General features: G+C 71.4%; 20 protein-coding genes. 9 read left to right on the top strand and 11 right to left on the bottom strand.

Annotation, left to right across the window (positions count from 1 at the left end; genetic code table 11):
- Nucleotides 1-52 precede the first annotated feature (52 nt).
- Nucleotides 53-880 carry an AraC family transcriptional regulator gene (locus ABZU53_RS15620; protein WP_355066474.1) on the bottom strand — a complete coding sequence of 276 codons (828 nt, stop codon included), beginning with the start codon at nt 878-880 and terminating at the stop codon, nt 53-55.
- A 50-nt stretch (nt 881-930) separates the two neighbouring features.
- Between ABZU53_RS15620 and ABZU53_RS15615 the strand changes: the two genes are divergently transcribed.
- Both ABZU53_RS15615 and ABZU53_RS15610 read left to right on the top strand, forming a co-directional pair.
- Nucleotides 931-1,353 carry a DUF2000 domain-containing protein gene (locus ABZU53_RS15615; protein WP_355066473.1) on the top strand — a complete coding sequence of 141 codons (423 nt, stop codon included), beginning with the start codon at nt 931-933 and terminating at the stop codon, nt 1,351-1,353.
- Nucleotides 1,354-1,476: 123 nt separating this feature from the next.
- A complete protein-coding gene (locus tag ABZU53_RS15610; RefSeq protein ID WP_355066524.1) occupies nt 1,477-2,340 on the top strand; it encodes an alginate lyase family protein in 864 nt (287 codons plus the stop codon).
- A gap of 64 nt (nt 2,341-2,404) precedes the next feature.
- Here ABZU53_RS15610 and ABZU53_RS15605 read toward each other — a convergent pair whose 3' ends face one another.
- Entirely contained in the window at nt 2,405-4,939 is a 2,535-nt protein-coding gene (locus ABZU53_RS15605; RefSeq protein WP_355066472.1) for an FtsX-like permease family protein, read from the bottom strand.
- Nucleotides 4,936-5,694, bottom strand: a complete 759-nt coding sequence (locus ABZU53_RS15600) for an ABC transporter ATP-binding protein (RefSeq protein WP_354862439.1) — start codon at nt 5,692-5,694, stop codon at nt 4,936-4,938. The genes ABZU53_RS15605 and ABZU53_RS15600 overlap by 4 nt, the downstream gene beginning before the upstream one ends.
- Before the next feature lie 147 nt (nt 5,695-5,841).
- Here ABZU53_RS15600 and ABZU53_RS15595 point away from each other — a divergent pair, with 147 nt between their 5' ends.
- Genes ABZU53_RS15595 through sthA form a run of 4 tightly spaced genes read left to right on the top strand, consistent with a single transcriptional unit; the run spans nt 5,842 to nt 9,308 of the window.
- Nucleotides 5,842-7,047, top strand: coding sequence for a histidine kinase (locus tag ABZU53_RS15595; protein WP_355066471.1), 1,206 nt, complete (start codon nt 5,842-5,844; stop codon nt 7,045-7,047).
- Nucleotides 7,044-7,682 (top strand): response regulator transcription factor, encoded by a 639-nt coding sequence (locus ABZU53_RS15590; RefSeq protein WP_355066470.1) that lies wholly within the window; start codon nt 7,044-7,046, stop codon nt 7,680-7,682. The genes ABZU53_RS15595 and ABZU53_RS15590 overlap by 4 nt, the downstream gene beginning before the upstream one ends.
- Before the next feature lie 37 nt (nt 7,683-7,719).
- Nucleotides 7,720-7,851 (top strand): hypothetical protein, encoded by a 132-nt coding sequence (locus ABZU53_RS15585; protein ID WP_355066469.1) that lies wholly within the window; start codon nt 7,720-7,722, stop codon nt 7,849-7,851.
- Nucleotides 7,852-7,904: 53 nt separating this feature from the next.
- The gene (sthA, locus tag ABZU53_RS15580) at nt 7,905-9,308 is read left to right on the top strand and encodes a Si-specific NAD(P)(+) transhydrogenase (protein WP_354862447.1); all 1,404 of its coding nucleotides are present in this window, start codon (nt 7,905-7,907) and stop codon (nt 9,306-9,308) included.
- Nucleotides 9,309-9,496: 188 nt separating this feature from the next.
- Here sthA and ABZU53_RS15575 read toward each other — a convergent pair whose 3' ends face one another.
- Both ABZU53_RS15575 and ABZU53_RS15570 read right to left on the bottom strand, forming a co-directional pair.
- A complete protein-coding gene (locus tag ABZU53_RS15575) occupies nt 9,497-10,921 on the bottom strand; it encodes an endo-1,4-beta-xylanase (RefSeq protein WP_355066468.1) in 1,425 nt (474 codons plus the stop codon).
- A gap of 33 nt (nt 10,922-10,954) precedes the next feature.
- Entirely contained in the window at nt 10,955-12,343 is a 1,389-nt protein-coding gene (locus ABZU53_RS15570) for a PHB depolymerase family esterase (RefSeq protein ID WP_355066467.1), read from the bottom strand.
- Between the two features lie 295 nt (nt 12,344-12,638).
- Here ABZU53_RS15570 and manD point away from each other — a divergent pair, with 295 nt between their 5' ends.
- On the top strand, nt 12,639-13,847 hold the full coding sequence (gene manD / locus ABZU53_RS15565; protein ID WP_354862453.1) for a D-mannonate dehydratase ManD: 1,209 nt from the start codon (nt 12,639-12,641) through the stop codon (nt 13,845-13,847).
- Nucleotides 13,848-13,893: 46 nt separating this feature from the next.
- Here the strand turns inward: manD and ABZU53_RS15560 are convergent, their stop codons facing one another.
- From ABZU53_RS15560 to ABZU53_RS15535, 6 genes are all read right to left on the bottom strand, one after another.
- Entirely contained in the window at nt 13,894-16,032 is a 2,139-nt protein-coding gene (locus ABZU53_RS15560; protein WP_355066466.1) for an alpha-glucuronidase, read from the bottom strand.
- Nucleotides 16,033-16,075: 43 nt separating this feature from the next.
- Complete coding sequence (locus tag ABZU53_RS15555) at nt 16,076-16,762, bottom strand: hypothetical protein (protein ID WP_355066465.1); 687 nt, start codon at nt 16,760-16,762, stop codon at nt 16,076-16,078.
- Nucleotides 16,763-16,958: 196 nt separating this feature from the next.
- Nucleotides 16,959-18,602: an extracellular solute-binding protein gene (locus ABZU53_RS15550; RefSeq protein WP_355066464.1), complete on the bottom strand. Its 1,644-nt coding sequence runs from the start codon at nt 18,600-18,602 to the stop codon at nt 16,959-16,961.
- Nucleotides 18,603-18,647: 45 nt separating this feature from the next.
- Nucleotides 18,648-19,586 (bottom strand): carbohydrate ABC transporter permease, encoded by a 939-nt coding sequence (locus ABZU53_RS15545; RefSeq protein ID WP_355066463.1) that lies wholly within the window; start codon nt 19,584-19,586, stop codon nt 18,648-18,650.
- Nucleotides 19,583-20,575 carry an ABC transporter permease subunit gene (locus tag ABZU53_RS15540; protein ID WP_354861172.1) on the bottom strand — a complete coding sequence of 331 codons (993 nt, stop codon included), beginning with the start codon at nt 20,573-20,575 and terminating at the stop codon, nt 19,583-19,585. Before ABZU53_RS15540 ends, ABZU53_RS15545 begins: the two co-directional genes overlap by 4 nt.
- Before the next feature lie 9 nt (nt 20,576-20,584).
- A complete protein-coding gene (locus ABZU53_RS15535; protein ID WP_355066462.1) occupies nt 20,585-22,975 on the bottom strand; it encodes a glycoside hydrolase family 3 N-terminal domain-containing protein in 2,391 nt (796 codons plus the stop codon).
- Between the two features lie 315 nt (nt 22,976-23,290).
- Between ABZU53_RS15535 and ABZU53_RS15530 the strand changes: the two genes are divergently transcribed.
- Together ABZU53_RS15530 and ABZU53_RS15525 are read left to right on the top strand one after the other, a co-directional pair.
- On the top strand, nt 23,291-24,325 hold the full coding sequence (locus ABZU53_RS15530; RefSeq protein ID WP_355066461.1) for a LacI family DNA-binding transcriptional regulator: 1,035 nt from the start codon (nt 23,291-23,293) through the stop codon (nt 24,323-24,325).
- Between the two features lie 14 nt (nt 24,326-24,339).
- Nucleotides 24,340-25,350 carry an acetylxylan esterase gene (locus ABZU53_RS15525; protein ID WP_355066460.1) on the top strand — a complete coding sequence of 337 codons (1,011 nt, stop codon included), beginning with the start codon at nt 24,340-24,342 and terminating at the stop codon, nt 25,348-25,350.
- The last annotated feature ends 252 nt before the right edge of the window (nt 25,351-25,602 follow it).

Genomic DNA, 25,602 nt, shown 5'->3' with positions numbered 1-25,602 from the left:
TTCACCGCCGTGCCCGGCTCGGAGAGCAACGAGAAGCTGCGGCTGCTCGCGGTCATCGGCGGTCAGCGCCTCTGAGCCCGGGGGCCGCCGGGTAGCGGGCCGGGCTGACGCCCAGGAAACGCCGGAAGTGACGGCTCAGGTGCGCCTGGTCGAAGAACCCGGCGGCGGTGGCGGCCTCGGCGGGGCGCTGACCCGCGAGGAGCAGGCGACGCGCCAGCTCGACCCGGCGACCGGTCAGGTACGAGTGTGGTGGCAGCCCGTGGGCGCGTGTGAAGGCCCGGACCAGGTGGGTCGGGTGGGCGTGCAGCAGCTCGGCGGCCTCGCGCAGTGTGACGCCGTCGACGGTCCGGGCGTCCAGCAGCTCACGTAGCCGGTCGGCGAGGCCGGGCATCCCCGGCGCGGTGCTGACCGGCGCCCGTCCGCGGAGTTGCGTGCGCAGCCGGTTCAGGATGAGCGCGAGTCGGCTCTCGGCCTCGAACTCCTCACCCGGCGTGGCGAGCACGTGGTGCAGGTGGTGGATCCGGTCCCGCAGACGCGGATCGGCCAGGTCCGGTTCGTCCACCGCCCGGCCGACCAGGTCGGGGGCGAGGGCCGAGGTGTCGAGGTACAGGACCCGTTTGCGGAAGCCGTTCGGTGTGGCGGAGCGGCCGTCGTGCGGCACGTACGGCGGCAGCAGGGTGACCGACGTCCGCAGCGCGCCGTGCCGGTGCCGGTCCAGGTCGAAGCGGACCGCGCCGTCGTCGACGATCAGCAGCGTCCACACGTCGTGGACGTGCCGTGGGTACGCGTGGTCCACGAAATGGGCGTGGAAGACCTCGGCGACCCCGGCGACGGCGGGTCGCCACGCGCTGACCTGCGAGCCGGCCGGGCGGGTGGCCACGCTAAGAACGTACAAGACCGGTGGGTGTCGGCACCGGCAGGCTCGACGCCATGACCGAACCGATCCGATTTCCCACCAAGATCGCCGTGCTGCTCCGCAACGACCTGGTCGGCTGGCAGCGACTCAACGTCACCGCCTTTCTGGTCAGTGGCGTCGCGCACGCCGAGCCGGAGCTGCTGGGCGAGGAGTACCGCGACGCGGACGGCACGGCGTACCTGCCGATGTTCGGCCAGCCGGTGCTGGTCTTCACCGGCGACCGGGCGACCCTGACCAACGCGCACTCGCGGGCTCTCGCTCGCGGGCTGCGGCTCGCGGTGTTCACGTCCGAGCTGTTCGCCACCGGCAACGACCGGGACAACCGGGCGGCGGTGCAGGCGGTCGGCCGGGAGAAGCTCGACCTGGTGGGGCTGGCCCTGCATGCGCCGCGCACCGTGGTGGACAAGGTCCTCAAGGGCGCGGCCATGCACCCGTGAGCGCATCCGGCGCGGCGAAGACATTGATATCAATGGGTACGACTCCCGGCGCCCCGCGCCGTCGTCGAGTGCGGCTCCTACTCCAACCCCAACAACGGCTGCACGGACGAGCGCGAGGACGCGATCGCGGCGTACACCGACGCGCTCGCCTGGTACCTCACCGGCGACTCCCGGTACGCGCAGAAGGCGATCCAGATCATGGACGCCTGGTCGGCGACGATCACCTCGCACACCGGCAGCAACGGACCCCTGCAGACCGGCTGGGCGGCCTCGACCTGGCCCCGGGCCGCCGAGATCATCAAGTACACCTACGGGAGCTGGCCCAACGCCAACCGGTTCGCCACCATGCTGCGCAACGTCTACCTGCCGGTGGTCCGCAACGGCTCGAACAGCAACGGCAACTGGGAACTGACCATGATGGAGGCCGCCGTCGGCATCGCCGTCTTCCTGGAGGGCCGCACCGCCTACGACGCGGCGGTCACCCGCTTCCTCAACCGCACCCGCGCCTTCATCTACCTGCCCAGCGACGGCGCGCTGCCGTACACCGTGCCCGGCAGCGGCCTGGACACCAGCTCGGAGATCATCGGCTACTGGCAGGGCCAGTCCACCTTCGTCGCCGGCCTCGCGCAGGAGACCTGCCGGGACTTCGTCCACACCGGGTACGGGATCTCCGCCATCTCGCACGTCGCGGAGACCTCCCGCATCCAGGGCCGCGACCTGTACCCGCAGGTCGGTGAGCGGCTGCGGCAGGCGCTCGGCCTGCACTCGCGCTACCAACTCGGCGAGGCGGCACCCTCCTGGCTCTGCGGCGGCACCCTCACCCGGGGCCTCGGCCCCGTCACCGAGGTCGGCTTCAACGCGCTGAGCAACCGGCTGGGCACCGTCATGACCAACACGCAGACCCTCACGCTGGAACAGCGACCCGCCGGCATCAACAACCTCTTCGTCGCCTGGGAGACGCTGACCCACGCGAGCAACCCCAACTGACCGCGCCGCGGCGGGCCGGCGTCGAACCCCCTCGACGCCGGCCCGCCCCCGCACCTGGGGGCGCTCAGCCCTCGACGCCCAGCGCCACCACCGGGCTGACCCGCGACGCCCGCCGCGCCGGCAGCACGCCGGCCAGCGCGGTCAGCCCGACAAGCGCCGCGAAGAGCCCGACCAGCGACAGCACCGGCAGCGACAGCGGCGCGTTGAGCCCGAGCGCCCGCACCGCCAACCAGGCGTACGGGACGCCGAGCAGCAGACCGAAACTCGCGCCGATCACCCCGTAGAGGCCGGACTCGACGGTCAGCATCGTGCGCAGCCCCGCCCGGGACAGGCCGACGGCGCGCAGCAGCCCGGACTCGCGGACCCGCTCGACGACCGACAGCGCGGTCGTGGAGCCCACACCGACGACCGCGATCAGCACGGTCAGGCTGACCAGGCCGGCAGTGATCCAGACCAGGGCACTCAGCACCGCGTCGTTGCGATCCCGCTCGTCGGCGAGCACCGCGATGCCCAGCCCGGCGCCGTTCCCGATCGCCTGCCGCAGCGCCCGCACCCCGGCGGTGCGGCCGTCCTCGCCCGCGTGCGCCGCGTCGGCCAGCAGACCGGTGTACGCCGTCGGCCCGCCGATCCGGTCCAGGTCGGCACGGTCGGCGAGGATGCCCGCGTACAGGGGGCCACGGTCGGGCAGGACCACCGCCACCCGTACGTCGACCGTCCGCCCGTCGCGGGCCAGTGTCACGGTGTCGCCGGCCCGCAGCCCGGCGTTGCGGGCGACCCAGTCACCGAGCACGATCCGGCCAGGTCCACGGTCGGCGAGGGTGCCCTGTGCCACGTCCAGGTCCGAGGTGGTCGGCAGCGCCGAGATGTCGAGGTCGGTGGTCGAGTATCCGGACTCGGTGTCGCCGAGCCGTTCGGCGCCCCGCAGCAGCGCGACGTCGTGGACCATCCGGTACGGCACCACCCGGGTCAGCGCGCCGCTCGCCGCCCGCGCCCTCGTCACCACGGCGACCGGCAGGGTCGTACCGTCACTGGCGGACACCTCGAAGTCGGCGGGCGCGGAGAGCGCCATGTCACGATCGGCGACGACGCGCATCGACGCGCCGCCGATGACCACCCCGGAGATCAGGGTCACGCCGAGCGCGACCACGACGGAGACGGCGGCGGCCCGCCGCGGCGTCCCACCGATCCCGCCGACGGCCAGCCGCCCCAGCGGTCCGACCTGGCGCAACGGCCAACCCGCCACGGCCAGCACCGGGCGCACCAGCAGCGGCCCGAGGGCGACCAGGGCGAAGAACGCCAGCGCTCCCGAGGTGACCAGCAGCAGCAGCGCCGCGCTCGGGTCGTAGGACTCCTGATCCGGCGTCGGCAGCCGCCGCACCGCCGCGACGGCGGCCAGCAACGCGCCGAGGACCAGCAGCGCGCCGGACACCAGACGCGGCGCCGCGATGCCGCGCCGCCCGGCGGTCACGCTCGCCGCCCGCAGCGCCTGCAGGGGCGAGACCCGGGCGGCGGAGAACGCCGGCGCCAGCACCGCCACCACGGTGAGGACGACCGCGCCGAGCACCACCGCGACCGCCGCCCCCAGCGAGAGGCCCGGCGACGAGACCGCCATGCCCCAGGCCCGCAGGACCATGGGGAGGACCTGCCCGGCGGCGAGGGCGCCGACGACCCCCACGACACCCGCGACCAGCCCGGTCAGGGCACCCTCGGCGGTCAGCGCGACCACCAGCCCGCTCCGGCCCGCGCCCACCGCGCGCAGCAGCGCGAGGTGCTGCATCCGCTGGGCGAAGACGATGCGGAACGTCGAGGTGACCACCAGCGCCGCGGCGACCACAGCGACCGCGACGAACATTCCGACCAGCGCGAACAGCCTCCCCACCTGCTCGGCCGCCGCGTCGGCCTCGGCGTCGCGCACCTCGGCGCCGGAGCGGATCGGCTGATCGGCCGGGACCACCGCGGTCACCCGGTCGCGAACCGCCTCCGCCGCGCCGGCAGCTGTCCGCACGTCGATCCGCTCGACAGTGCCGACGTGACCCCACGCGGCCACCGCGTCGTCCGGGGCGTACGCGTCGAATCCCCCGTCGTCGGGAGTGTCGACCACGCCGGTGACGGTGAGCGGCGCCCCGGTGGTGAGGTCGCCGCCCGTCCCGGTGGCCACGGTGCCGACCGCCAACCCCAGCCGCTCGACCGTGCGGCGGGTCACCGCGATCTCGCCGGGCTGATCCGGGTAGCTGCCCTGGACCAGGCGGACCGTCGCCAGCGGGCCGGCGCCCGGGTCGGTCCGCAGGTTGAGGTAGCCCTCGGCGAGGGAGACACCGAGCGTCGTCCGGCCCACCGCCTCGGTGACACCCGGCAGGGCGCGGACGTCACGCAGCGCCGCCACGGTGGGCGGTGGCTGCTGCGGGTCACCGATGACCAGGTCGGTGGCGGCCGGCGTGCCGCTGAGGTTGTCCCGCGCGGTCCGTTCGGTGATGTCCTGCGCCAGCACGGTGCCGAAGACGACGAACGACGCGACGAGGATCGCCAGGCCGGTCAGGATCAGTCGACCCGGGCGTCGGGCCGCGGCGCTCACCTGGGTACGCAGCACCGTCGCCCTCACGCGGGAACCGCCAGCTCGCGCAGCGCGTCGGTGACCGAACCCTGGTCCGGCTCGTCGATCTCGCCGGCGACCCGGCCGTCGGCGAGCAGCACCACCCGGTCGGCGTACGCGGCCGCGATCGGATCGTGGGTGACCATGACGACAGTCTGGCCCAGGTCGCGTACCGAGTCGCGCAGGATGGTGAGCACCTCCGCCCCGGAGCGGGAGTCGAGGTTGCCGGTCGGCTCGTCGGCGAAGACGACCTCGGGCCGCGACACCAGGGCCCGGGCCACCGCCACCCGCTGTTGCTGGCCGCCGGAGAGTTCGCTGGGCCGGTGCCCGAGCCGCTGCCCGAGGCCCAGCACGTCGACGAGGTGCGCGAGCAGGTCACGGTCGGGTTCCCGGCCGGCGAGGTCCAGCGGCAGGGTGATGTTCTGCGCGGCGGTGAGCTGCGGCAGCAGGTTGAACGACTGGAAGACGAAGCCGATCCGGTCGCGGCGTGCACGGGTCAGCGTGCGGTCGGACTGACCGGTCAGCTCCGTGCCGCCGAGCAGGACCCGACCGGAGGTGGCCGTGTCCAGGCCGGCCAGGCAGTGCATCAGCGTCGACTTGCCGGACCCGGACGAGCCCATGATCGCGGTGAACTCGGCCCGACCGAAGCCGACCGAGACGCCGTCCAGGGCGCGGACCGCGGTGTCGCCGCTGCCGTACACCTTCACCAGGTCGACCGCGGCGACGGCGGCCTGCCCGGTCGGCGGCGGGGCGTGGGTTGTCATGGGTTCCTCCAGTGGCTGCGATGTGACCCGGGAAGCCTCGCCCGCGCCGGGTGGGAGCCGCATCGGTCCGTGGTCGGGGAACGCCCACGCCGGGTCTGTCTTTCGGCCGATCTGCCCGCGCCGTCCGCCTGGCTACGCTGGGTCACGATGAACGCGCCGGGATTCTCGACATGGTGGGTACGCCTGGGCCAGCTCGCCGGTCTGGCGGCGCTGACCCTGCTCGGTGCCTTCGACCTGCGGTACGGCCTCTACACCGGGGTGAGCGCGGCCGAAGCCCTGCGCGCCCTCGTGCAGGTGGGGTTGGCGTTGATGACCGCGGTGGTCTGGCTGCCCGTGCACCGGCAGGGGTCCCGGTCCCTGCCGCTCGCGGCGCTCGTGCTCGGCGCCACCTCACTCGCCGTCACCTTCGGCTTCCTGGTGCTCAGCACGAGCGGCAGTTATCTGCTGGGCGGCAGCTGGGGGCTGGCCGAGTCCGCCGGGATGATCGCGGTGGTGTTCGTGGTGACCCGGTGGGCCGCCGCACGGCTCGCCCCGTGGGCGGCGGTGCTCGCCGCGCTCGCTGCCGCCGCGCTGCCGCTGCGTGCCGGCGCCGACTACGTCTACGTGATCTTCGGGCTGCTCCAGGCGCTCGCCGCGATCGGCGCCGCCGCCGTCGGGATCTACCTGCGCGTCGTCGCCGCCGGGCGGGAGCGGGCCATCGCGCTGGTACGGGCCGAGCAGCGCGCCGAGTTCGCCCGCGACCTGCACGACTTCATCGCCCACCACGTGACCGGCATCGTGGTGCAGGCGCAGGGCGCCCGGTTCGTCGCCGAGCAGGACCCGCAACGGGTGATCGTCGCCCTGGAGCAGATCGAGCGGGCCGGCGCCGAGACGATGGCCTCGATGCGACGGATGGTCGGCGTGCTGCGCAATCCGGACGCCCCGCCGGACGCGCCGCTGGCCCCACTGGCCGGCGTGGCCGACCTCGCGCCGCTGCTGCAGGGCCACAACGACACCACGAACGCACCGGCCCGGCTGTACGTCGACGGTCCGCTCGACGAGCTGCCGGTGGAGGTGTCGACCTCGGCGTACCGGGTGGTGATGGAGGGGTTGACCAACGCCCGCCAGCATGCCCCGGACGCCCGGTCGGTGGCCGTGTCCGTGCGTCGTACGCCGGACTGGCTCCTGGTCCGGGTCGCCGACGACGGCGCGACCCCGCGTACCGCTCCCGCCCGGGGGCACGGCTTCGGCCTGCTCGGCCTCACCGAGCGGGTACGCGCCCTCGGTGGCACGATCACCGCCGGGCCGGGCATCTCCGGCGGCTGGGTGCTCGACGCCGCGTTCCCGCTGCGGTCGGCGGCGGTGGCCCGATGATCCGGGTGCTGGTCGCGGATGACCAGGCGATGGTCCGGACCGGCTTCAGCATGATCATTGGAGCGCAGCCGGACATGACGGTGGTCGGTGAGGCCGCCGACGGGGTCGCCGCCGTCGAGATGGTCCGGCGGCTACGCCCGGACGTGGTGCTGCTGGACATCCGGATGCCCCGCCTCGACGGCCTGCAGGCGCTGCGCCTGCTCGCCGGGCCGGGCGTCGCCGACCCGGTGCGGGTGGTCGTGGTCACAACCTTCGACCTCGACGAGTACGTGCACACCGCGCTGTCCAACGGCGCCTGCGGCTTTCTCCTGAAGGACTCCGGCCCGGCGCTGCTCGTCGAGGCGGTCCGCGCGGCCGTCTCCGGCGACGCGCTGATCAGCCCGTCCATCACCGTACGACTGCTGGAGCACCTCAGCCCGCCCAGCGCGCCGCGGGACGACGCCGGCCTGTCCCCGCGGGAACTCGACGTCGTGAAGCTCGTCGCCCGGGGCCTGACCAACGCGGAGATCGCCGGTCAGCTCTTCATCGCCGTCGGCACCGTCAAGACCCACCTCGCCAGCGTGCAGACGAAGCTCCCGGCCCGCAACCGTGTCGAGATCGCCGCCTGGGCCTGGGAACGCCGCCTCGTCCGCTGAACGACGACCCGACCGGCCGACCAACAGCTATCTGCGGGTGCGCAACACCGGCCACAACGCGGTGATCAGGCCCGGCGGCACCGTGTCGCTGGGCGTCGTCGCCACCGGAACGCAACTGCCGGAGGAGGTCACGCTGAACGGCGGCATCTGCGTGGTGGCAGACAAGTAACGCTCGCGTCCGGGGTCTGGCGTCGACGGCGACATCTTGCGACGCTAACGATCGTGTATGACTACGACCTGTTGGTGCTGGGCTCCGGACCCAGCGGTCAGAAGGCCGCGATCGCCGCCGCCAAGCTCGGCAGGCGGGTCGGCATCGTGGACCGCCGCGACATGATCGGCGGGGTGTGCATCAACACCGGCACCGTCCCGTCCAAGACGCTGCGGGAGGCCGTGCTCTACCTGACCGGCCTGAGCCAGCGCGACCTGTACGGCAGCAGCTACCGGGTCAAGGAGGAGATCACGGTCAGCGACCTGGCCGCCCGCACCCAGCACGTGATCACCCGACAGACCGACGTCATCCGCAACCAGCTCGCCCGTAACCGGGTCGCGATGATCACCGGGACCGGGCGCTTCGCGGACGCGCACTCCATCTGGGTCGACGCCGGCTCGGGACGCGAGTCGAAGGTGACGTTCGACAAGGCCATCATCGCGGCCGGCACCCGCCCGGCCCGCCCGGACAGCGTCGACTTCGACGACCGGACCATCGTGGACTCCGACGGCGTCATCAACCTCCAGGCCGTCCCCCGCAGCATGGTCGTGGTCGGCGCCGGCGTGATCGGCATGGAGTACGCGTCGATGTTCGCCGCCCTCGGCACCAAGGTGACCGTCGTGGAGCGCCGCGATCGGATGCTTGAGTTCTGCGACGACGAGGTCGTCGAGTCGCTGAAGTACCACCTGCGTGACCTGTCGGTGGCGTTCCGCTTCGGCGAGGAGGTCGCCGCGGTGGAGAAGCACCAGACCGCGGCGCTGTGCATCCTCAAGAGCGGCAAGAAGATCGTCGCGGACACCGTCATGTACTCGGCCGGTCGGCAGGGCCAGACCGACGACCTGGCGTTGGAGGCGGCCGGGCTGGCGGCGGACCGGCGCGGCCGGATCGCTGTCGACGCCAACTACCGCACCCCGGTCGACAACATCTACGCCGTCGGCGACGTGATCGGCTTCCCGGCGTTGGCGTCCACCTCGATGGAGCAGGGCCGGCTGGCCGCGCAGCACGCCTGCGGCGAGCCGATCCGGGAGATGCACGGCCTGCAACCCATCGGCATCTACACCATCCCGGAGATCAGTTTCGTCGGCCAGACCGAGGCCGAGCTGACCGACTCGTCGACGCCGTTCGAGGTGGGCATCGCGCGCTACCGCGAGCTGGCCCGTGGCCAGATCGTGGGCGACTCGTACGGGATGCTGAAGCTGCTCGTCTCTCCCGAGGACGGCCGACTGCTCGGGGTGCACGTGTTCGGCACCGCGGCGACCGAGATCGTCCACATCGGGCAGGCGGTGATCGGCTGCGGCGGCACGATCGACTACCTGGTCGACGCCGTGTTCAACTACCCGACCCTGGCCGAGGCGTACAAGGTGGCCGCGTTGGACGCGTCCAACAAGATCCGCAACATCACCCGCATCGACGGCTGACCCCGGACCCCCACCCCCACCCCCACCCCCGGCCCCGGCCCCAACCCCTCCCCCGGCCCCGGCCCCGGTGATCAAGAGGTTTGCGTCACGACACGCCGGGACGGGTGACGCAAACCTCTTGATCACGAGGGTGGAGCGGGGATGGGACCGGGTGGGGGTGGGGTGGGGTTGGGTGGGGTGGGTGGGTTTTAGCGGGGGGCGCAGGTGGGGGTCAGGGTGCCGGCGGTGCCGGTGCCTTGGAAGCCGAACTCCGTGGACTGTCCGGCCCCGACCTGGCCGTTGTAGGACACGTTCGTCCAGTTCGTCGTGCCGCTGTTACCGCTGCGGTCGGCGCTCCAGGCGTTGGTGACGGTCGCGCCGGACGGCAGCGTGAGCGTCACGGTCCACCCGTTGAGGGCCGACGAGCCGGCGGTCACCCGTACGTTCGCCACGAAGCCGCCGTTCCACTGGTTCACCGTCACCGACGCCGAGCAGCCGGTCTGCCCCGGCGGCGGGGTCGTGGGCGGAGGCGTCGTGGGCGGAGGCGTGGTGGGCGGCGGGGTGGTGGGCGGAGGCGTCGTCGGCGGCGGAGTGGTGGGCGGCGGGGTCGTCGGGTTGGTACCGCTGTTCAGCGCCGCGAGCACGGCGTCGTACGCGGCCTTCTTCTGCCCGCTGCTGTTGAACAGCAGCGGCGTCTGCGAGGACCGCCACGAGTCGCTGTCGCGGATCCCCCACACCGTGATCCCGTTGCAGCGGGCCACCGCAAGGCAGTCCTCCGTGACACTGCGGTAGGTGTTCGCCGGAGCGCCCTGGATGTCCAGCTCGGTGATCTGCACGTCCACGCCCAGCGCCGCGAAGCTCGACAGCGTGGTGCGGTAGTTGCTGACGTACGGCGAGTCGTTGTTGAAGTGCGACTGGAAGCCCACGCAGTCGATCGGCACGCCACGGGCCTTGAAGTCCCGCACCATGTTGTAGACGCCCTGGGTCTTTGCCCAGGTCCAGTTGTCGATGTTGTAGTCGTTGTAGCAGAGCTTCGCGCCCGGGTCCGCCGCTCGCGCGGCGCGGAACGCGGCCTCGATCCAGTCGTTGCCGGTGCGCTGCAGGTTCGAGTCTCGACGGCCACCGGAGTTGCCGTCGGCGAACGCCTCGTTCACCACGTCCCAGGAATAGATCTGTCCCCGGTAGTGGGTCGCCACCTGCGTCACGTGGTTGAGCATCGCGTTGCGCAGCGCGGTGCCCTCCATGCCCTGCATCCACCCCGGCTGCTGGCCGTGCCAGGCCAGGGTGTGACCGCGTACCTGCATTCCGTGGCTGCGTGCGTGGTTGACGATCGGATCCGCCTGGGTGTAGCGGAACTGACCCTGCTGCGGCTCGGTCGCGTCGATCTTCATCTCGTTCTCGGCCGTCACCATGTTGAACTCGCGGTTCAAGATCGTGGTGTACGCGCTGTCCGAGAGCTTGTTCGCGGCCACCGCCGTACCGAAGTAGCGGCCCTTCTCCGCCGCGGACGCGCCCAGGGTGGTTCCGGCGGACGCGGGCGTCACCAGGACCAGCGCCATGCCGGCGGCGAGAGCGCCCGCGCCGCTCAGCGCGATCACGGCTCTCGATGCCGCCTTCCATCTCGTTCTGCTCATCGTGCGACTCCGTTTGTCGATGGTGGTGGGTGGTCAGGAGACCGCGCAGGTGGCCCCGTTGAGGGCGAACGACGAGGGCTTGCCGGTGCCGCCGGTGTGGGTGGCCTGGAAACCGATCTCGACCGACGCGTTCGGCGCGATGGTGCCGTTGTAGGAGACGTTGCGGGCGGTTACCGCTCCGCTCGTCGGGGAGTAGGTGGCGTTCCAGCCGTTGGTGATGGTCTGGCCGCTGGGCAGCGTGAAGGTCAGCGCCCACCCGTTGACGGCGGCGGTTCCGGTGTTGGTGATGGTCACGCTCGCGGTGAGACCCGAGTTCCAGGCGTTGACCGTGTATCCGACGCGGCACGCGCCCGCACTCGGCGGCGGAGTCGTCGGGGGCGGCGTGGTGGGTGGCGGCGTAGTCGGGGGCGGCGTGGTCGGCGGCGGCGTAGTCGGGGGCGGCGTGGTCGGGGGCGGAGTCGTCGGCGGCGGCGTCGTCGGTGGGGGCGTCGTCGGGGGCGGCGTCGTGCCGTCCAGGCCGAAGAAGCGGATCACCTGGGCGGCGTCGACCGGGATGTTGTGCGTGACGCCCTGCATGCTGATCGCCTCGACCGGTGCCATCGGGCCGCTGCTGCCGTACCGGGTGCGGGTGTACCCGGACTGCGGGGAGTCGGTGTACGTCGGGGTCTGGCTCAGACCGTGGACGTTCGTCCACTGCTTGATCTGCTCGCCGAAGTTCGGGTAGCGCAGCGTCTCGTCGCTGGTGCCGTGCCAGATCTGCATCCGCGGTCGCCGGCCGGTGTAGCCGGGGTACGCCCCGCGGACCAGGTCACCCCACTGCTGCGCGGTCTTGATGGACTGCCCGTTCGCGCACTCGCTGTTCCACTCCGAGGTGCCCCCGGTGGCGAAGCAGGCGAACGGCACCCCGGCGAACGACGCGCCCGCCGCGAACACGTCCGGGTAGTCGCCGAGCATGACGTTGGTCATCATCGCGCCCGACGAGGTGCCGGTGGCGAAGACGCGGTCCGGGTCGGCGGAGTACCGCTGCTTCACGTAATCGATCATCGACACGAGCCCGACCGGGTCGCTGCCGCCACCTCGGCGCAGCGCCTGCGGCGAGGCCACGTCCCAGCACTTGCTGCTGCGCGTCGCCGACGGGTAGATGACAATGAATCCATACCGGTCGGCGAGGGACGCGTACTGCGTGCCGGAGTAGAAGGCGGGGCCCGTTCCGGTGCAGTAGTGCAGGGCGAGCAGGATTCCTGGCCGGGATGCGACCCGGTCCGGGACGTACAGATGCATCTGGAGGTTTGTGGGGTTGTTGCCGAAGCCGGTCACCTGGGTGAGCGTCGCGGCTGATGCGGGGGTGGCGAACGCCAGCGCGGCGGCGGCGACTGTCGCGACCGCCGTGAGGACGCCGAGCAGCCTTGTCTTCAGTGTCATGGTTCGCGATTCCTCGGGAGAATGGCGCATGGAAGGGGGTTAGTCGAGGACTGCCCTTCGCCCGACCGTGACCGCGGCTCGCGTGACCGATGTCAGCTTCGATCGAGCACACTCGATTGTCAAGGCTTCCGGAAACCTTTCGGGGCAAGGGATTGGGCGGTCACCTGCGCACGGGTGCGGGCCCGCCGAACCGTTCGGCGCCGGCCGCCGGCGGGATATTATCGGCACGTTCCCGGTAAGCAGAACGTCCTCGTGTGCACCCCCCTACGACCCCCGTAGGCACGAAGGAGATCGCGTGAAGATCGTCGATGCCCGGGTCATCGTGACCTGTCCGGGCCGCAACTTCGTCACCCTCAAGATCGTCACTGACGAGGGCGTCACCGGCGTCGGGGACGCCACCCTCAACGGCAGGGAGCTGGCCGTCGCGTCGTACCTGTCCGACCACGTGGCGCCGCTGCTGATCGGCCGGGACCCGGCGCGGATCGAGGACACCTGGCAGTACCTGTACCAGGGCGCGTACTGGCGGCGCGGGCCGGTCACGATGAGCGCGATCGCCGCGGTGGACACCGCGCTGTGGGACATCAAGGGCAAGGTGGCGGGCCTGCCGGTCTACCAGCTGCTCGGCGGCCGGTCCCGCGAGGGCGTCACGGTGTACGGCCACGCCAACGGCGAGACCGTCGAGGAGGTCCTGGTCGAGGTCGCCCGCTACGTCGACCTCGGCTACCGGGCGGTCCGGGTGCAGTGCGGTGTGCCGGGCCTGCCCAAGACGTACGGGGTCAGCGCCGACAAGCTCTTCTACGAGCCGGCCGACGCGGCGCTGCCCAGCGAGGCCACCTGGTCGACGCCGCGCTACCTGACCCACGTGCCCACCGTGTTCGCCCGGGTCCGCGACGAGTTCGGCCCCACCCTGCGGTTGCTGCACGACGTGCACCACCGGCTCACGCCCATCGAGGCGGCTCGGCTCGGCCAGAGTCTGGAGCCCTACGCGCTGACCTGGATGGAGGATCCGGTCCCCGCCGACCTCCAGGAGGGCTTCCGGCTGATCCGGCAGCACACCACCACCCCGATCGCCGTGGGCGAGGTCTTCAACAGCGTCTTCGACGCGGCGCAGCTCATCCGGGAACAGCTCATCGACTACATCCGGGCCACGGTGGTGCACGCCGGCGGCATCACCCACCTGCGGCGCATCTTCGACCTCGCCGCGCTGCACCACGTCCGCAGCGGCTCACACGGCGCCACCGACCTGTCGCCCGTGTGCATGGCCGCCGCGCTCCAGCTCGACATCTCGATCCCCAACTTCGGCCTGCAGGAGTACATGCGGCACACCGCGCAGACCGACGAGGTGTTCCCGCACGGCTACCACTACGCCGACGGCTACCTGCATCCCGCCGAGACCCCCGGGCTGGGCGTCGACATCGACGAGGAGGCGGCGGCCCGCTACCCGTACGCGCCCGCGTACCTGCCGGTGAACCGGTTGGAGGACGGGACCGTACACCCCTGGTGAGCGCGACAGCGCCGGTGCTCCGGCCGGCCCGATCGGGCCGGCCGGATCAGTGGATGCGCCGCCCCCGCGCGTCGGGCACCCCGGACTTGCGGAAGAAGTACGAGTTGATCTGGTCCCGCCACTCGGCGGCGCAGCGCACCTGCTCGTCGAGGCGTTCGGCCACCCGTTCGTACACGGCCGGATCGATCATCCCGTTCAGGGTCTGCCACCGCTGCCGCATCACCGCCACCTCCTCGACGCCAGCGAAGTGGGTGTCGTAGATGTGCTGGATGACTGTGGACCCGCTGTGCAGGACGTGCGTGTACGGGACGTGGTGGAAGAAGAGCAGCAGCTCGTCCGGGCAGGTCCGCGGCGACTCGTACACCTCGGCCCAGTAGGGCGGGTACTGGCCGGCGAAACCGGTGCCCGAGGCGCGACTGCGGTCCACGCCGATGCCGTCACGGTCGGCGAAGTGGTAGGTGCCCCACCGCGAGTACTCGTACCCGTCGACGTCGGGGCCGTAGTGGTCGCCGGGATGGACCATGAAGCCGACGCCCAGCGGGGCGGTGTACCGCTCGTACGTCCGCCAGGAGTCGTCCATGATCTCGTGCAGCGTCCGCCGCACCAGCTCCGGCTCGGCGGTGGCCGACGGCGGGAACGTCAACGTCATCCACTCGTCGAGAACCGCCGTCGGATCGAGGCGCGGATCCCAGGCGAGCCGGCCGAACGTGTAGAGGTTGGCCTGTGCCAGCGGGTGCCCCGTCCAGAAGGGGTCGTCGCCGGTGTTGGCGACGGCGACCAGGCCACCGCCCTTGCCGGCCTCCCCGGTGACCACGTCGGCGATCGTCCGCCCGCCGGGGCCCCAGGGCGCGAAGCGCAGCACGTCGCCCCAGCACGGCCCGAGGTGGCAGACATGCCGCTGCTGACCCGTGTACTCCTGGGTGACCTGCAGCTCGACGGCGATCCGGGTGGCCGGCATGGCGGCCAGCACCGGCGAGACCGGCTCGCGCGTCTGAAAGTCCACCGGGCCGAACTTCACCTGGAGGACCGCGTTGGTGCGGAACCGCCCGTCGAGCGGGGCGAAGTGGTCGTACGCGGCCCGCGCCCGGTCGGTGGAGCGGTCCCGCCAGTCCTGGTGGTGGTTGTAGACGAACGCCCGCCAATGCACCACTCCCCCGTACGGGGCGAGGGCCTCGGCGAGCAGGTTCGCGCCGTCGGCGTGGTCGCGCCCGTAGGTGAACGGGCCGGGTTGCCCCTCGGAGTCGGCCTTCACCACGTAGCCGCCGAAGTCGTCGATGCGCTCGTACACCCGCCGGGTGGTGGCCGCCCACCAGGCGCGTACCTCGTCGTCGAACGGGTCGGCGGTGGACAGTCCACCGAGGACCATCGGCGCGGCGAAGGTGACCGACAGGTGCACCCGGATGTTGTACGGGCGCAGCACGTCCGCGATCTCGGCCACGTCGCCGAGCCGGTCGGTGAGCAGCAGCGCCTCGACGCGACCCACGTTGACGTTGTTCACCGAGATCGCGTTGATCCCGCTGGCGGCCAGCAGCCGCCCGTACTCCCGGATCCGAGCCAGATCCCCGAGCGGACGGCCACCGGCCCAGAAGATCGAGCCGCCCGCGTACCCCCGTTCGACCTGACCCATCACCGGGTGCACGGCCACGTTGTCCCAGTGGTTCAGCATCCGTCGGCGCAGCGTGGGCCGGTGCAGCTCGGGTGGACGGGCCGGGTCGAACGCCGCTGCGCAGAGCCGTACGACGTGGAACAGCCCGTACAGCAGGCCGGCGGGCGCGTCGGCCAGCACCACCGTCACCTCGCCCGCGCGGGCCAGCAGGAACCCCTCGTCGCCGAGCGTCGCACCGTCGCCGAGGTCGACGAGCGCCGCCTCCCCCGCCGACCGCGCCGCCTCGACCGCGGAGCTGGGCAGCTCGTCGGCGTCGCGCAGGGTGAGCACCAGGTCGGCGTCGACGTCCCAGGAGGGGGAATGCCAGACCCGCCCGCCGTAGCGCGTGCAGGCGCGCGTCACCTCGTCGAGGACGGTGTCGACGAGCAGCCCGTCGCCGTGCACGAGGACGCGGCGCGCGCCGAGCGCCCGGAAGGCCTCCGGTGGAAGCCAGGCGGGGTACACGCGCGGCTGCTCGATGTCGGGCGGTTCTGCCACGAACACCGGCTCCTCCAGGTCCATCGACTCGTGCGCGTTCACGCGTCCTCCCGGCCGAAGCGCACCTCGGCGATCGCGGACAGGCTCATGCGGTGAACTCCTTCCGGATCAGGTGGATCATCGGGTCGCCGACGCGCAGGACCGCCAGGACCACGACCGAGGCGAGCAGCGCCAGGACCGCTTCGGAGAAGACCGCGGTGACCCCGGCCGCCGCGGCGAGCAGCAGGGCGTTGCCGACGGTGACCCCGGGGGTACGGACGAGGAAGTGCACGGCCAGGCGCAGGACGTCGCGGGTGCGGAACTCGAACAGCGAGGTGATCACCAACGCGTTGGCCGCGCAGAGAGTCACCCCGACCGCGATCAGGACCAGCGGCACCACCCACCACCTCCCGAGGCCGACCGCGCCCCGGTACGCGAGGTTCAGCGCGAGCACGGTCAGCCACAGCAACGTCGGCGCCCAGACCCGCAGCGCGCCCCCGACGTTGATCCGGTAGCCGCGCCAGAACAGGGCGGCGGGCCGCAGGTCCGTCAGGTCGGGCCGCTGGTGGCGCAGGGCGTACAGGGCGGCGCAGACCGCCGGACCGACCGGCAGCAGCAGGAGCGCGGCCAGCGGCAGGTTGCTGGGGTCGCGGCCGAGCAGCAGCAGCGGGAGCAGGCCGGGCAGCGTGGTGACGAGGAGCAGCACCTCGATCACGAGCAGCGTGTAGACGCGGGACGCGAACCGGGACAGGGGCCCGTCGCCGAACTGCCGCCCGGCGTGCGCGGTGCTCATCAGTGCTCTCCCGGCTCGGCGCCGAGGTCGAGGTACGCGCGGCCGGTGCCGACGGCGAAGCGCCAGGCATCGGACAGTCGGCCCTGCAGATCCGCCGACACGGTCATGCGCGTCATCTGGTCCTCTTCGGTGCGGTGCGCGGCTGACGGTGCTCGGCCGGTCCGGTCGTGACGGGCACCACCGGACCGGCCGGCGGTCAGCCGTGGTCCTTCTGGTACCTGTCGTACGCCTTGTTGATCATGGCCAGGTAGGTGTCCATGTTCTTGCCCTTCAACTCGGCGAGGTACGCGTCCCACTGGGAGAAGTCGCGCTGGCCGAGTGCGAACTGCAGGGTCGCCTGGTAGACGTGGTCACGCAGCGGCGTCTCCCACAGTGACGCCTGCTCCCGTTCATCGTCGGTCAGGGGGTGCGGCGGTGGCACCGCGACCGGCGGACGGGCGTTCAGCACTTTCTGGAACTCCTGCTCCTCCGGGGAGAAGAAGCCCTGCACCAGCTCCGGCTTGCCGCCGTAGGCGAACACGCCGTTGTAGAAGCCGAAGTCCTTCTGCAGGTGCTTGGACGCCTTCGGGTTCAGGCCGATGACGTTGACGTCGGGCGCCAGCTTGGGCTTGCCGGCGGCGTCCCGGACGAACGTCGTTCCCTCGACGCCCCACTTGGCGAACTCCTGGCCGGCGTCGGAATACCAGAGCCAGTCGATGAACTGCATCATCGCCACGAAGTTCTTGCTCTCGCGGGCCTTCGAGGAGATCATCACGCCGTTCTCCAACCGGCTGGCGGGGTTGACCTCACCGGCCGGCCCGATCGGCAGTGGGATCTTGGCGATCGTCGCCTTGGGGTTGGTCTTGGCGAGGTCGGGTCGGTAGTCGTTCACGACGGCCTGCGCGTTGGCGCTGATCACGAAGGACTTGCTGTTGGCGAGCTTCTGCCGGGCCTGCTCGTCGGTCTGGGTGAAGCTCTCCGGGTCGAGCAGCTTCTCCGACACCAGCTTGTTGAGGTACTGGAGCATCTGCTTGTACTGCTCCGTGGCGCCGGTGTAGACGAACTTCTTGGCGTTCGCGTCCCAGGAGGTGTGCTGGAAGTTCCAGCCCGCGCCCTGCAGTCCGTACGACACGGCCAGGATGTTGAGCAGGTTGCCGGCCGGGTTGGGCTTGCTCCACCGGTCGGAGAACGGATACACGTTCGGGTACCTGGCCTTCATGGCCTTGAGCACCGTGTAGAGGTCGTCCCAGGTCTTCGGGGCCGTCAGGTGCAACTCGTCGAGGATGTCGGTCCGGATCGCCAGCGAGTAGTCCTGCCAGGGCTTCTCGTGCAGCCCCGGCAGCAGGTAGAACTTGCCGTCCTCCTGACGCCGCGTGTCGATCTCGGGCTTGAGGTTCCACCGCGAGATCTTGTCTTGCAGGTTCGGCATCAGGTCGAGGTAGTCGCTGACCGGCAGGACCGCCCCGGAGGAGACGTAGGCGTCCTCCTGGCCGGGGTACGTCTTCGGGATGATCATCGGGGCGTCGCCGGCGCCGATCAGCAGGCTGCGCTTCTGTTCGTAGTCGCTCAGCGGCACGGCGACCGGCGAGAGCGTGACGTTGGCCCGCGACTTCAGCTCATTCCAGAAGAGCCAGTCCTCGCGCAGCGGATAGTTCGGATGGTTGTTGTAGAGGATCGAGAAGGAGACCGGCTCGCTCGCCTTGAACTGCTTGCCGATGCCGTAGTCGGCCATCGCACCGGCCCGGTTTTCCGACAGGTCCTTGTTGTCGGACGGATCTTCGCTACAGGCGGCGATGCTGCTGGCCGCGAGCAGAGCGGCAACTGCCGCTGTCGCGGCGCGACGCCACGATCGGTGGAGCATGGCGGTCCTTTCGGGTTCGGTGGAGGGACATGGTGGACGTGCCGGTCAGCCCTTGACGGCGCCGAGCATCACGCCGCGGACGAAGTACCGCTGGACGAAGGGATAGACCACGAGGATGGGCAGGGTCGTGAGCACGATCGTCACGGCCTTGAGCGTCGCGTCGGCCTGCACCTCGTCGGCCTCCGCGATGACGCCGACGTTCTCCGCGCCGGTGGCCCCCGCGATCAGGTTGCGCAGATAGACGGTCACCGGCCACAGCTCCTGCTGATCCATGTAGAGGAAGGCGGCGAACCAGGAGTTCCAGAAGGCCACGGCGTAGAACAGCACCATCGTGGCGACGATCGCCTTCGACAGCGGCAGCACGATGCGCAGCAGGATGCCGTACGTGTTGAGGCCGTCGACGGCAGCGGCCTCTTCCAGGTCGGTGGGCAGACTCTCGAAGAACGCCTTCATCACCAGCAGGTTGAACACGTTGATGGCGTTGGGCACCGCGATGGCCCAGACGGAGTTCTTCATGCCCAGGCTGGTGACCAGCACGTAGTTGGGGATCAGGCCGCCGGTGAAGAACATGGTGAACACCGCGATACCGATCAGAGCCGTACGGCCCCGCAGGTGCTTCTTGGACAGCACGTAGGCGTAACAGGTGGTCAGCACGATCGAGATGGCCGTGGCGACGACCGTGTAGAAGACGGTGTTGCGGTAGTTCGTCCAGAACAGCGAGTCGTTCAGCACGAGGCGGTAGGTGTCCAGGTTGAACCCGCGCGGCACGAGGTTGACCTTGCCGGCGATGAGGTACCGCTCGTCACTGAGCGAGCGGGCCACGACGTTGACGAACGGGAACAGCGTCGCCACCACGACGATGGTGAGCACTACCGCGTTGCACGCCTGGAACACGCGGTAGCCCCGGCTCGGGCGGATTCCGCGCGGCCGGGCGCGGGCGGGCAGGCCGCTGCCGCTGGCCGTGTCGGTGGCGTCGACGCTCACCACAGGCTCGTCCCGACGGTGCGCCGGGCGATCAGATTCGCCGTCAGGACCAGCGTGAGCCCGATGACCGCCTCGAACAACCCGATGGCCGCGGCGTAGCTGAAGTTGCTGGACCCGAAGCCCATCCGGAACAGGTACGTGGAGAGCACGTCGGCGGTCGGATAGGTCAGCGGGTTGTAGAGCAGCAGGATCTTCTCGAACCCGACCGCCATGAAGCTGCCGATGTTGAGGATCAGCAACGTCACCATGGTGGGGCGGATGCCCGGCAGCGTCACGTGCCAGGTCTGCCGCCACCGGTTGGCGCCGTCGATCCGGGCCGCCTCGTACAGGTCGTCGTCGACGGTGGTGAGCGCGGCGAGGTAGAGAATCGTGCCCCAGCCGACCGTCTGCCAGACCTCGGACGACACGTAGATGGTCCGGAACCACTCGGCTCGTTGCAGGAACGGCACCGCGTCGCCGCCGGTGGCCTGCACGATCTGGTTGATGGTGCCGTCGACCGAGGTCAGCTGCATGACCATGGCCGCCACGATCACGATCGACAGGAAGTGCGGCAGGTAGGACACGGACTGGACGAACCGCCGCAGGCGGCGGGCGCGCACCTCGTTGAGCAGCAGCGCCAGGACGATCGGCAGCGGGAAGCAGAACAGCAGGGTCAGCGTCCCGAGCACCAGCGTGTTGGTGAAGACGTCCCAGAACGTCGGGTCGGTGAGGAACATCCGGAAGTACCGCAGCCCCACCCAGTACTCACCGAAGATGCTGCCGCCGGGCTTGAACCGTCGGAACGCGATGACGTTGCCGATCATCGGGAGGTACCGGAAGACCAGGAAGAACAGCAGAGGCAGGATGGCGAGCGAGTAGAGCTGCCAGTCCCGGCGCAGCGCCTGCCGCCAGGTGCGGCGCCGGCGCGGTGCGGGCGGGGCCCCGACGGTGACCGCCGCCGGAGGGCCGGGTGGCGCCGGTGGCGGTGGCCGTAATGTCCCGGATGTCATCCTCGCCTCCTATCCGGAGTGCGGTACGGCCACCAGGGGCTCGATCCGCACCGACGTGAGTAGTTCCCGCTGGTGGCCGACCTCGCGCTCGGCCCCGGTCAGCCGCAGCGGCAGGGCCGCCGCCATCTCCCCACTCGACCGGCCGAACCGCAGCTCCACCGCGCCGGGCTCGACGACGCGCCGACCGGACCGACCGGTGAACGACGCGATGTCGGCCGGTACGCCGAACGTCACGTGCGCCTCCGCCTCGGGCTCCAACGGCACCCGGGCGAAGCCGACGAGCCGGATCACCGGGCGGGTGGTCTGCGCCACCGGGTCGTGCAGGTAGAGCTGCACCACCTCGGTGCCGGCCCGGTCACCCGTGTTGCGGACGGTGATCCGCACCCGCACCTCGCCGTCGACCGGCCAGTCCGTCGTCTCGTCCCGATCCCCATCCGCCGACGGCACGACCGTGGCGTCGGACCACTCGAAGCTGGTGTAGCTCAGGCCGTGGCCGAACGGGTACGCCGGGGTCGTGTCGATGGAGGACACCTTGTTGCGGTGCCCGAGCGGCGGCGACAGGTAGGTGCCCGGCAGTCCGCCGGCGTCGCGGGGAACGCTGACCGGCAACCGCCCGGACGGGTTCACCGCGCCGATGAGCACCTCGGCGAGCGCCTGCCCGCCGAGCTGGCCGGGGAAGAACGCCTGCACGACCGCCGCCGCGGCGTCGAACTCCGGGCCGAGCGCGTACGGCCGGCCGGTCATCAGCACCAGCACCACCGGGGTGCCGGTGGCGAGGACGGCCCGCACGAGGTCGGCCTGCACCCCGGGCAGCCGCAGGTCGGCGGCGTCGCAACCCTCACCGGAGGTGCCCCGGCCGAACATTCCCGCCCGGTCGCCGACGGCGAGCACACACACGTCGGCGGCGGTGGCCGCGGCGACCGCGGCCGGAATGCCCGAGGTGTCCTCGCCGGTGATGGCGCAGCCCGGCTCGTGGGTGAGCAGGGGGACGCGGCGGGCCAGTTCCTCGCGCAGCGAGGCGATGTCCAGGCCGAGGCCGTGGTCGCTGTGGTTGACGCCGACGTGGTTGGGGAAGGAGTAGCAGCCGAGCATGGCCATCGGGTCGTCGGCGACCGGACCCACCAGGGCGACGCGGCTCGCGACGGGCAGCGGCAGGACACCGTCGTTGCGCAGCAGGACGACGGACTCGCGGGCCAGGCGTACGGCGACGTCCCGGCTGGCCTCGTCGTCGAGGCGCAGGTCGGCGACGTCGTCGGGCACCTCGCGCCAGTCCTCGTCGAGCAGGCCGAGCTCGATCTTCTGGATCAGCACCCGACGCAACGCCCGGTCGATCAGCGCCTCGTCGACCTCGCCGGCGCGGACCGCCTCCACCAGCGCGTCGCCGAAGGCGTCCACGGTGGGCAGTTCCACGTCGATCCCGGCGCGCAGGGCCAGGTGGGCGGCGTCGGCGGCGCCCTCGGCGACACCGTGCAAAGTCTGCAGGAACCGTACGGCGAAGTAGTCGGCGACCACGGTGCCGGTGAAACCCCACTCGTCGCGCAGCAGCCCGGTCAGCAGGTGCTCGTCGGCGGCGGCCGGCATGCCGTCGATCTCGGCGTAGGAGTTCATCACCGACCGCGCGCCGCCGAGGCGCAGGGCCATCTCGAACGGCGGCAGGATGACGTCGGCCAGCTCGCGGCGCCCCATCGACACCGGGGCGAGGTTGCGGCCACCCCGGGAGGCGGAGTAGCCGGCGAAGTGCTTGAGGGTGGCGACCACGCCGGCGTTCTCCAGGCCCCGCACGTACGCCGCGCCGGTCGTCCCCACCAGGTACGGGTCCTCCCCGATCGTCTCCTCGGTGCGGCCCCAGCGGTAGTCGCGGGTGACGTCGACGACGGGCGCGAGCCCCTGGTGTACGCCAGCGGCGCGCATCGACCGGCCGATCCGGCCGGCCATCTCCTCGACCAGGTCGGGGTCGAACGACGCGCCCCAGGCCAGTGGGGTCGGGTAGACGGTGGCCCGCCAGGCCGCGAACCCGGTGAGGCACTCCTCGTGCACCTGGGCGGGAATGCCGAACCGGCTGGCGGCGACGATCTGCGCCTGGGAGGCCGCCAGCGACCGGGCGCCGAGCACCGGGTCGACCGGCGCGGTGCCGAACGGCCGGGTGAGCTGGCCCAGCCCGTGGGAGATGACGCTGTCCCAGGCCGGCGTCTCGGCGACCATGTCGGACTGGTGCGGGGCGACGCCCTCGCCGGAGGCGTCGGCGCCGACCCAGACGCCGACGAGCTGGGCGATCTTCTCCTGCACCGACATCAGCGGGAGCAGCGCCTCGGCCCGCTCGGCCGGTGACAGCCGCGCGTCGCGCCACGGTGTGGCGTCGCGGGACGTCGGTTCGCCGTCGGCGGGCAGCTGACTTCTCATGCCGAGACCCCTTAGCTCCGGCCACGTTCCCGCACCCTCGTGGGACCGGTCCGTGGCGGACGTGTGCGATCCGAAACTTTCCGGAAACCCAAGCAACCTTTTCGGCAACCTAAGTCCACCGCCCGGATGTAGTCAAGGGGCTCGATCGGTCGCGGAACGGCTCCTTCGTACGGTCAGTGGCACTGGCCATTGCGCTCAGTCATGACCGGGCCCGGGAACCGCCGCAGCCGCGCCTGAGTTACGGCCACATCGACCGTCCTGACCAACTGATCGTGTTAAGGTCTTCCGAAAATTTCGACGCTGCATGAGGCTGAGATGACAGAGCACCGCCCGCTCGACCCACCCGCCTCCACCACCATCGCGACGATCGCCCACGACGTCGGCGTGTCGGTCGCCACGGTGTCCAAGGTCCTCAACGGCCACGAGGATGTCGCCCCCGGCACCAGGGCACGGGTCGAGGAGAGTCTCGACCGTCACCGGTACCAGCGCCGCGCTCGGCGATCGTCCGGCGCGGGGCGGATCGATCTCGTGTTCCACGAGTTCGACACCGGCTGGGCGATGGAGGTCCTGCGCGGCGCCGAGGCGGTCACCAGCATCGCCGGCATCGGCCTCGCGGTCTCCCAACTCGACGGCGCGCACCGCCCACCGCAACGGTGGCTCGACACGCTGCTCAGCCAACGCCCGCTGGGTGTGCTGCTCGTCCTCTGCCACCTGACCGAGACGCAGCAACAGCAGCTGCGACGCCAGGGCGTCCCGTTCGTCGTGATCGACACCGACAGCGCGACCTCGGCCTCCGTGCCCACGGTCGGGTCGAACAACTGGAACGGCGGCCTGCTCGCCGCTCGACACCTGCTTGAGCTGGGCCACCGCCGAAACGCCGTCATCTCCGGGCCGCCCGACGTGCTGTGCAGCCGGGCCCGAGCCGCGGGCTTCCAGCACGCGCACGAGGAGATCGGGTTGACCGTCGACCGCGAGCTGGTCCGCTACGGCAGCTTCTCCGCCGGCGCCGGGCACGCCCACGGGCTTGAGCTGCTGAACCGGCCGGACCGCCCCACGGCGATCTTCGCCGGCTCGGACACGCAGGCCATGGGGGTGCTCCGGGCCGCCCGGCAGTGCGGCCTGCGGGTCCCCGAGGACCTCTCCGTGATCGGGTACGACAACCTGCCGGTCGCCACCTGGACCGATCCGGCTCTCACCACAATCAACCAGCCGCTGCGCGACATGGCGGGTATCGCCACCCAGATGCTGCTCGGCCTGGTCGGCGGCACCGCCCCGGCGACCAGCCGGATCGACCTGGTGACCGAGTTGGTCGTCCGGGAGAGCACCGCACCCCCCGCCCAACAGCTCTGACCCTGCGAGGAACCGTGCCGTACTCCGACCCCGCCCTCGCCGAGCTTGAGCGATACGTGCCGACCGTCGCCGAGCCCGAGGACTTCGACCAGTTCTGGCGTGGCACCCTCGCCGAGGTGGCCACCCGTCCGGTGCTCGTGGACGTCCGTCCCGAACCCACCGACCTGCGCCTGCTCGACTCCTGGGACGTCACGTTCGCCGGCTTCGGCGGTGACCCGGTGCGCGCCTGGTACACCCGACCGGCGGGTGCACGCGGACCGCTGCCCGCCGTGGTGGAGTACGCCGGCTACGGGCGTGGACGCGGCCTGCCGCACGAGCGGCTGACCTGGCCGGTCGCCGGGTACGCGCACCTGTTGATGGACAACCGGGGCCAGGCGGGGCAGCACGGCGCCGGCGACACCGCCGACCCGCACGGCAGGCCCGGCGGCCCCTGGCCGGCCACCTGGGGAATCCTCGACCCGCACGACTACCACTACCGACGTCTGATCACCGACGCGGTCCGGGCCGTCGAGGCGGTTCGCGCCCTGCCCGGAATCGACGCGGGCCGGCTCGCCGTGGTCGGCAACAGTCAGGGCGGCGGCCTGGCCCTGGCGGTGGCCGGCCTCGTCGACGACCTCGCGGCGGTGCTGGCGACGGCCCCGTTCCTCTGCGACGTCCAGCGCGCCATCACGCTCAGCGACGTGTCGCCGTACGGTGAGATCGGCCGGTACCTGGCGGTGCACCGGGAGGGCGAGGACGCGGTCCGGCGCACGTTGTCCTACGTCGACGGGGTGACCTTCGCCCGGCGGGCCACCGCGCCGGCGCACTTCGGCGTCGGCCTGCGCGACAGTGTCTGCCCGCCGAGCACCGGCTTCGCCGCCTACAACCAGTACGGCGCCGCGACCGGACGGCCCGTCCCACCGCAGCGGGAGATGCACGTCTACCCGTTCAACGGCCATGAGGGCGGCGAGGCCGTGCACGTCCGGCGGCAGCTGCGCTGGCTCGCCGCGAGGCTCGCGCCGACCGAGATGACGGGCCAGGACTGACGGCCTCGTCCACCCCCGACCATCGCCCACGCTCGATGCATTGCCGGTGTTAGCGATAACAAGCTATGGTGCGTCCAGGCGGGGTGCAGGGCACATCCCGGCCAGGGCTCATCGATCCGTCGTCTCCGACCGTCGATGACCAGAGCGTTCGACCAGCGGTGATGACGTCCGGGTTCCTGGTCCTCGCGCAGCTCACTCTCGCGTACCGCGCGGTTCCGCCTCGTCGGTGGGCCGCCGATGTCGTGCCCCCAC

The sequence above is a fragment of the Micromonospora sp. NPDC005194 genome, assembly GCF_040608335.1.
In the GTDB taxonomy this organism is placed as follows: Bacteria; Actinomycetota; Actinomycetes; order Mycobacteriales; family Micromonosporaceae; genus Micromonospora.
This window is presented reverse-complemented; position numbering and strand designations above follow the sequence as displayed.

What these genes read in the sequence shown, in the direction of transcription:
- ABZU53_RS15615 (WP_355066473.1), top strand. Translation starts at nt 931, where the DNA reads ATGACCGAACCGATCCGATTTCCCACCAAGATCGCCGTGCTGCTCCGC.
- ABZU53_RS15600 (WP_354862439.1), bottom strand. Translation starts at nt 5,694, where the DNA reads ATGACAACCCACGCCCCGCCGCCGACCGGGCAGGCCGCCGTCGCCGCG.
- ABZU53_RS15595 (WP_355066471.1), top strand. Translation starts at nt 5,842, where the DNA reads ATGAACGCGCCGGGATTCTCGACATGGTGGGTACGCCTGGGCCAGCTC.
- ABZU53_RS15590 (WP_355066470.1), top strand. Translation starts at nt 7,044, where the DNA reads ATGATCCGGGTGCTGGTCGCGGATGACCAGGCGATGGTCCGGACCGGC.
- ABZU53_RS15575 (WP_355066468.1), bottom strand. Translation starts at nt 10,921, where the DNA reads ATGAGCAGAACGAGATGGAAGGCGGCATCGAGAGCCGTGATCGCGCTG.
- ABZU53_RS15570 (WP_355066467.1), bottom strand. Translation starts at nt 12,343, where the DNA reads ATGACACTGAAGACAAGGCTGCTCGGCGTCCTCACGGCGGTCGCGACA.
- ABZU53_RS15555 (WP_355066465.1), bottom strand. Translation starts at nt 16,762, where the DNA reads ATGAGCACCGCGCACGCCGGGCGGCAGTTCGGCGACGGGCCCCTGTCC.
- ABZU53_RS15550 (WP_355066464.1), bottom strand. Translation starts at nt 18,602, where the DNA reads ATGCTCCACCGATCGTGGCGTCGCGCCGCGACAGCGGCAGTTGCCGCT.
- ABZU53_RS15540 (WP_354861172.1), bottom strand. Translation starts at nt 20,575, where the DNA reads ATGACATCCGGGACATTACGGCCACCGCCACCGGCGCCACCCGGCCCT.
- ABZU53_RS15535 (WP_355066462.1), bottom strand. Translation starts at nt 22,975, where the DNA reads ATGAGAAGTCAGCTGCCCGCCGACGGCGAACCGACGTCCCGCGACGCC.
- ABZU53_RS15530 (WP_355066461.1), top strand. Translation starts at nt 23,291, where the DNA reads ATGACAGAGCACCGCCCGCTCGACCCACCCGCCTCCACCACCATCGCG.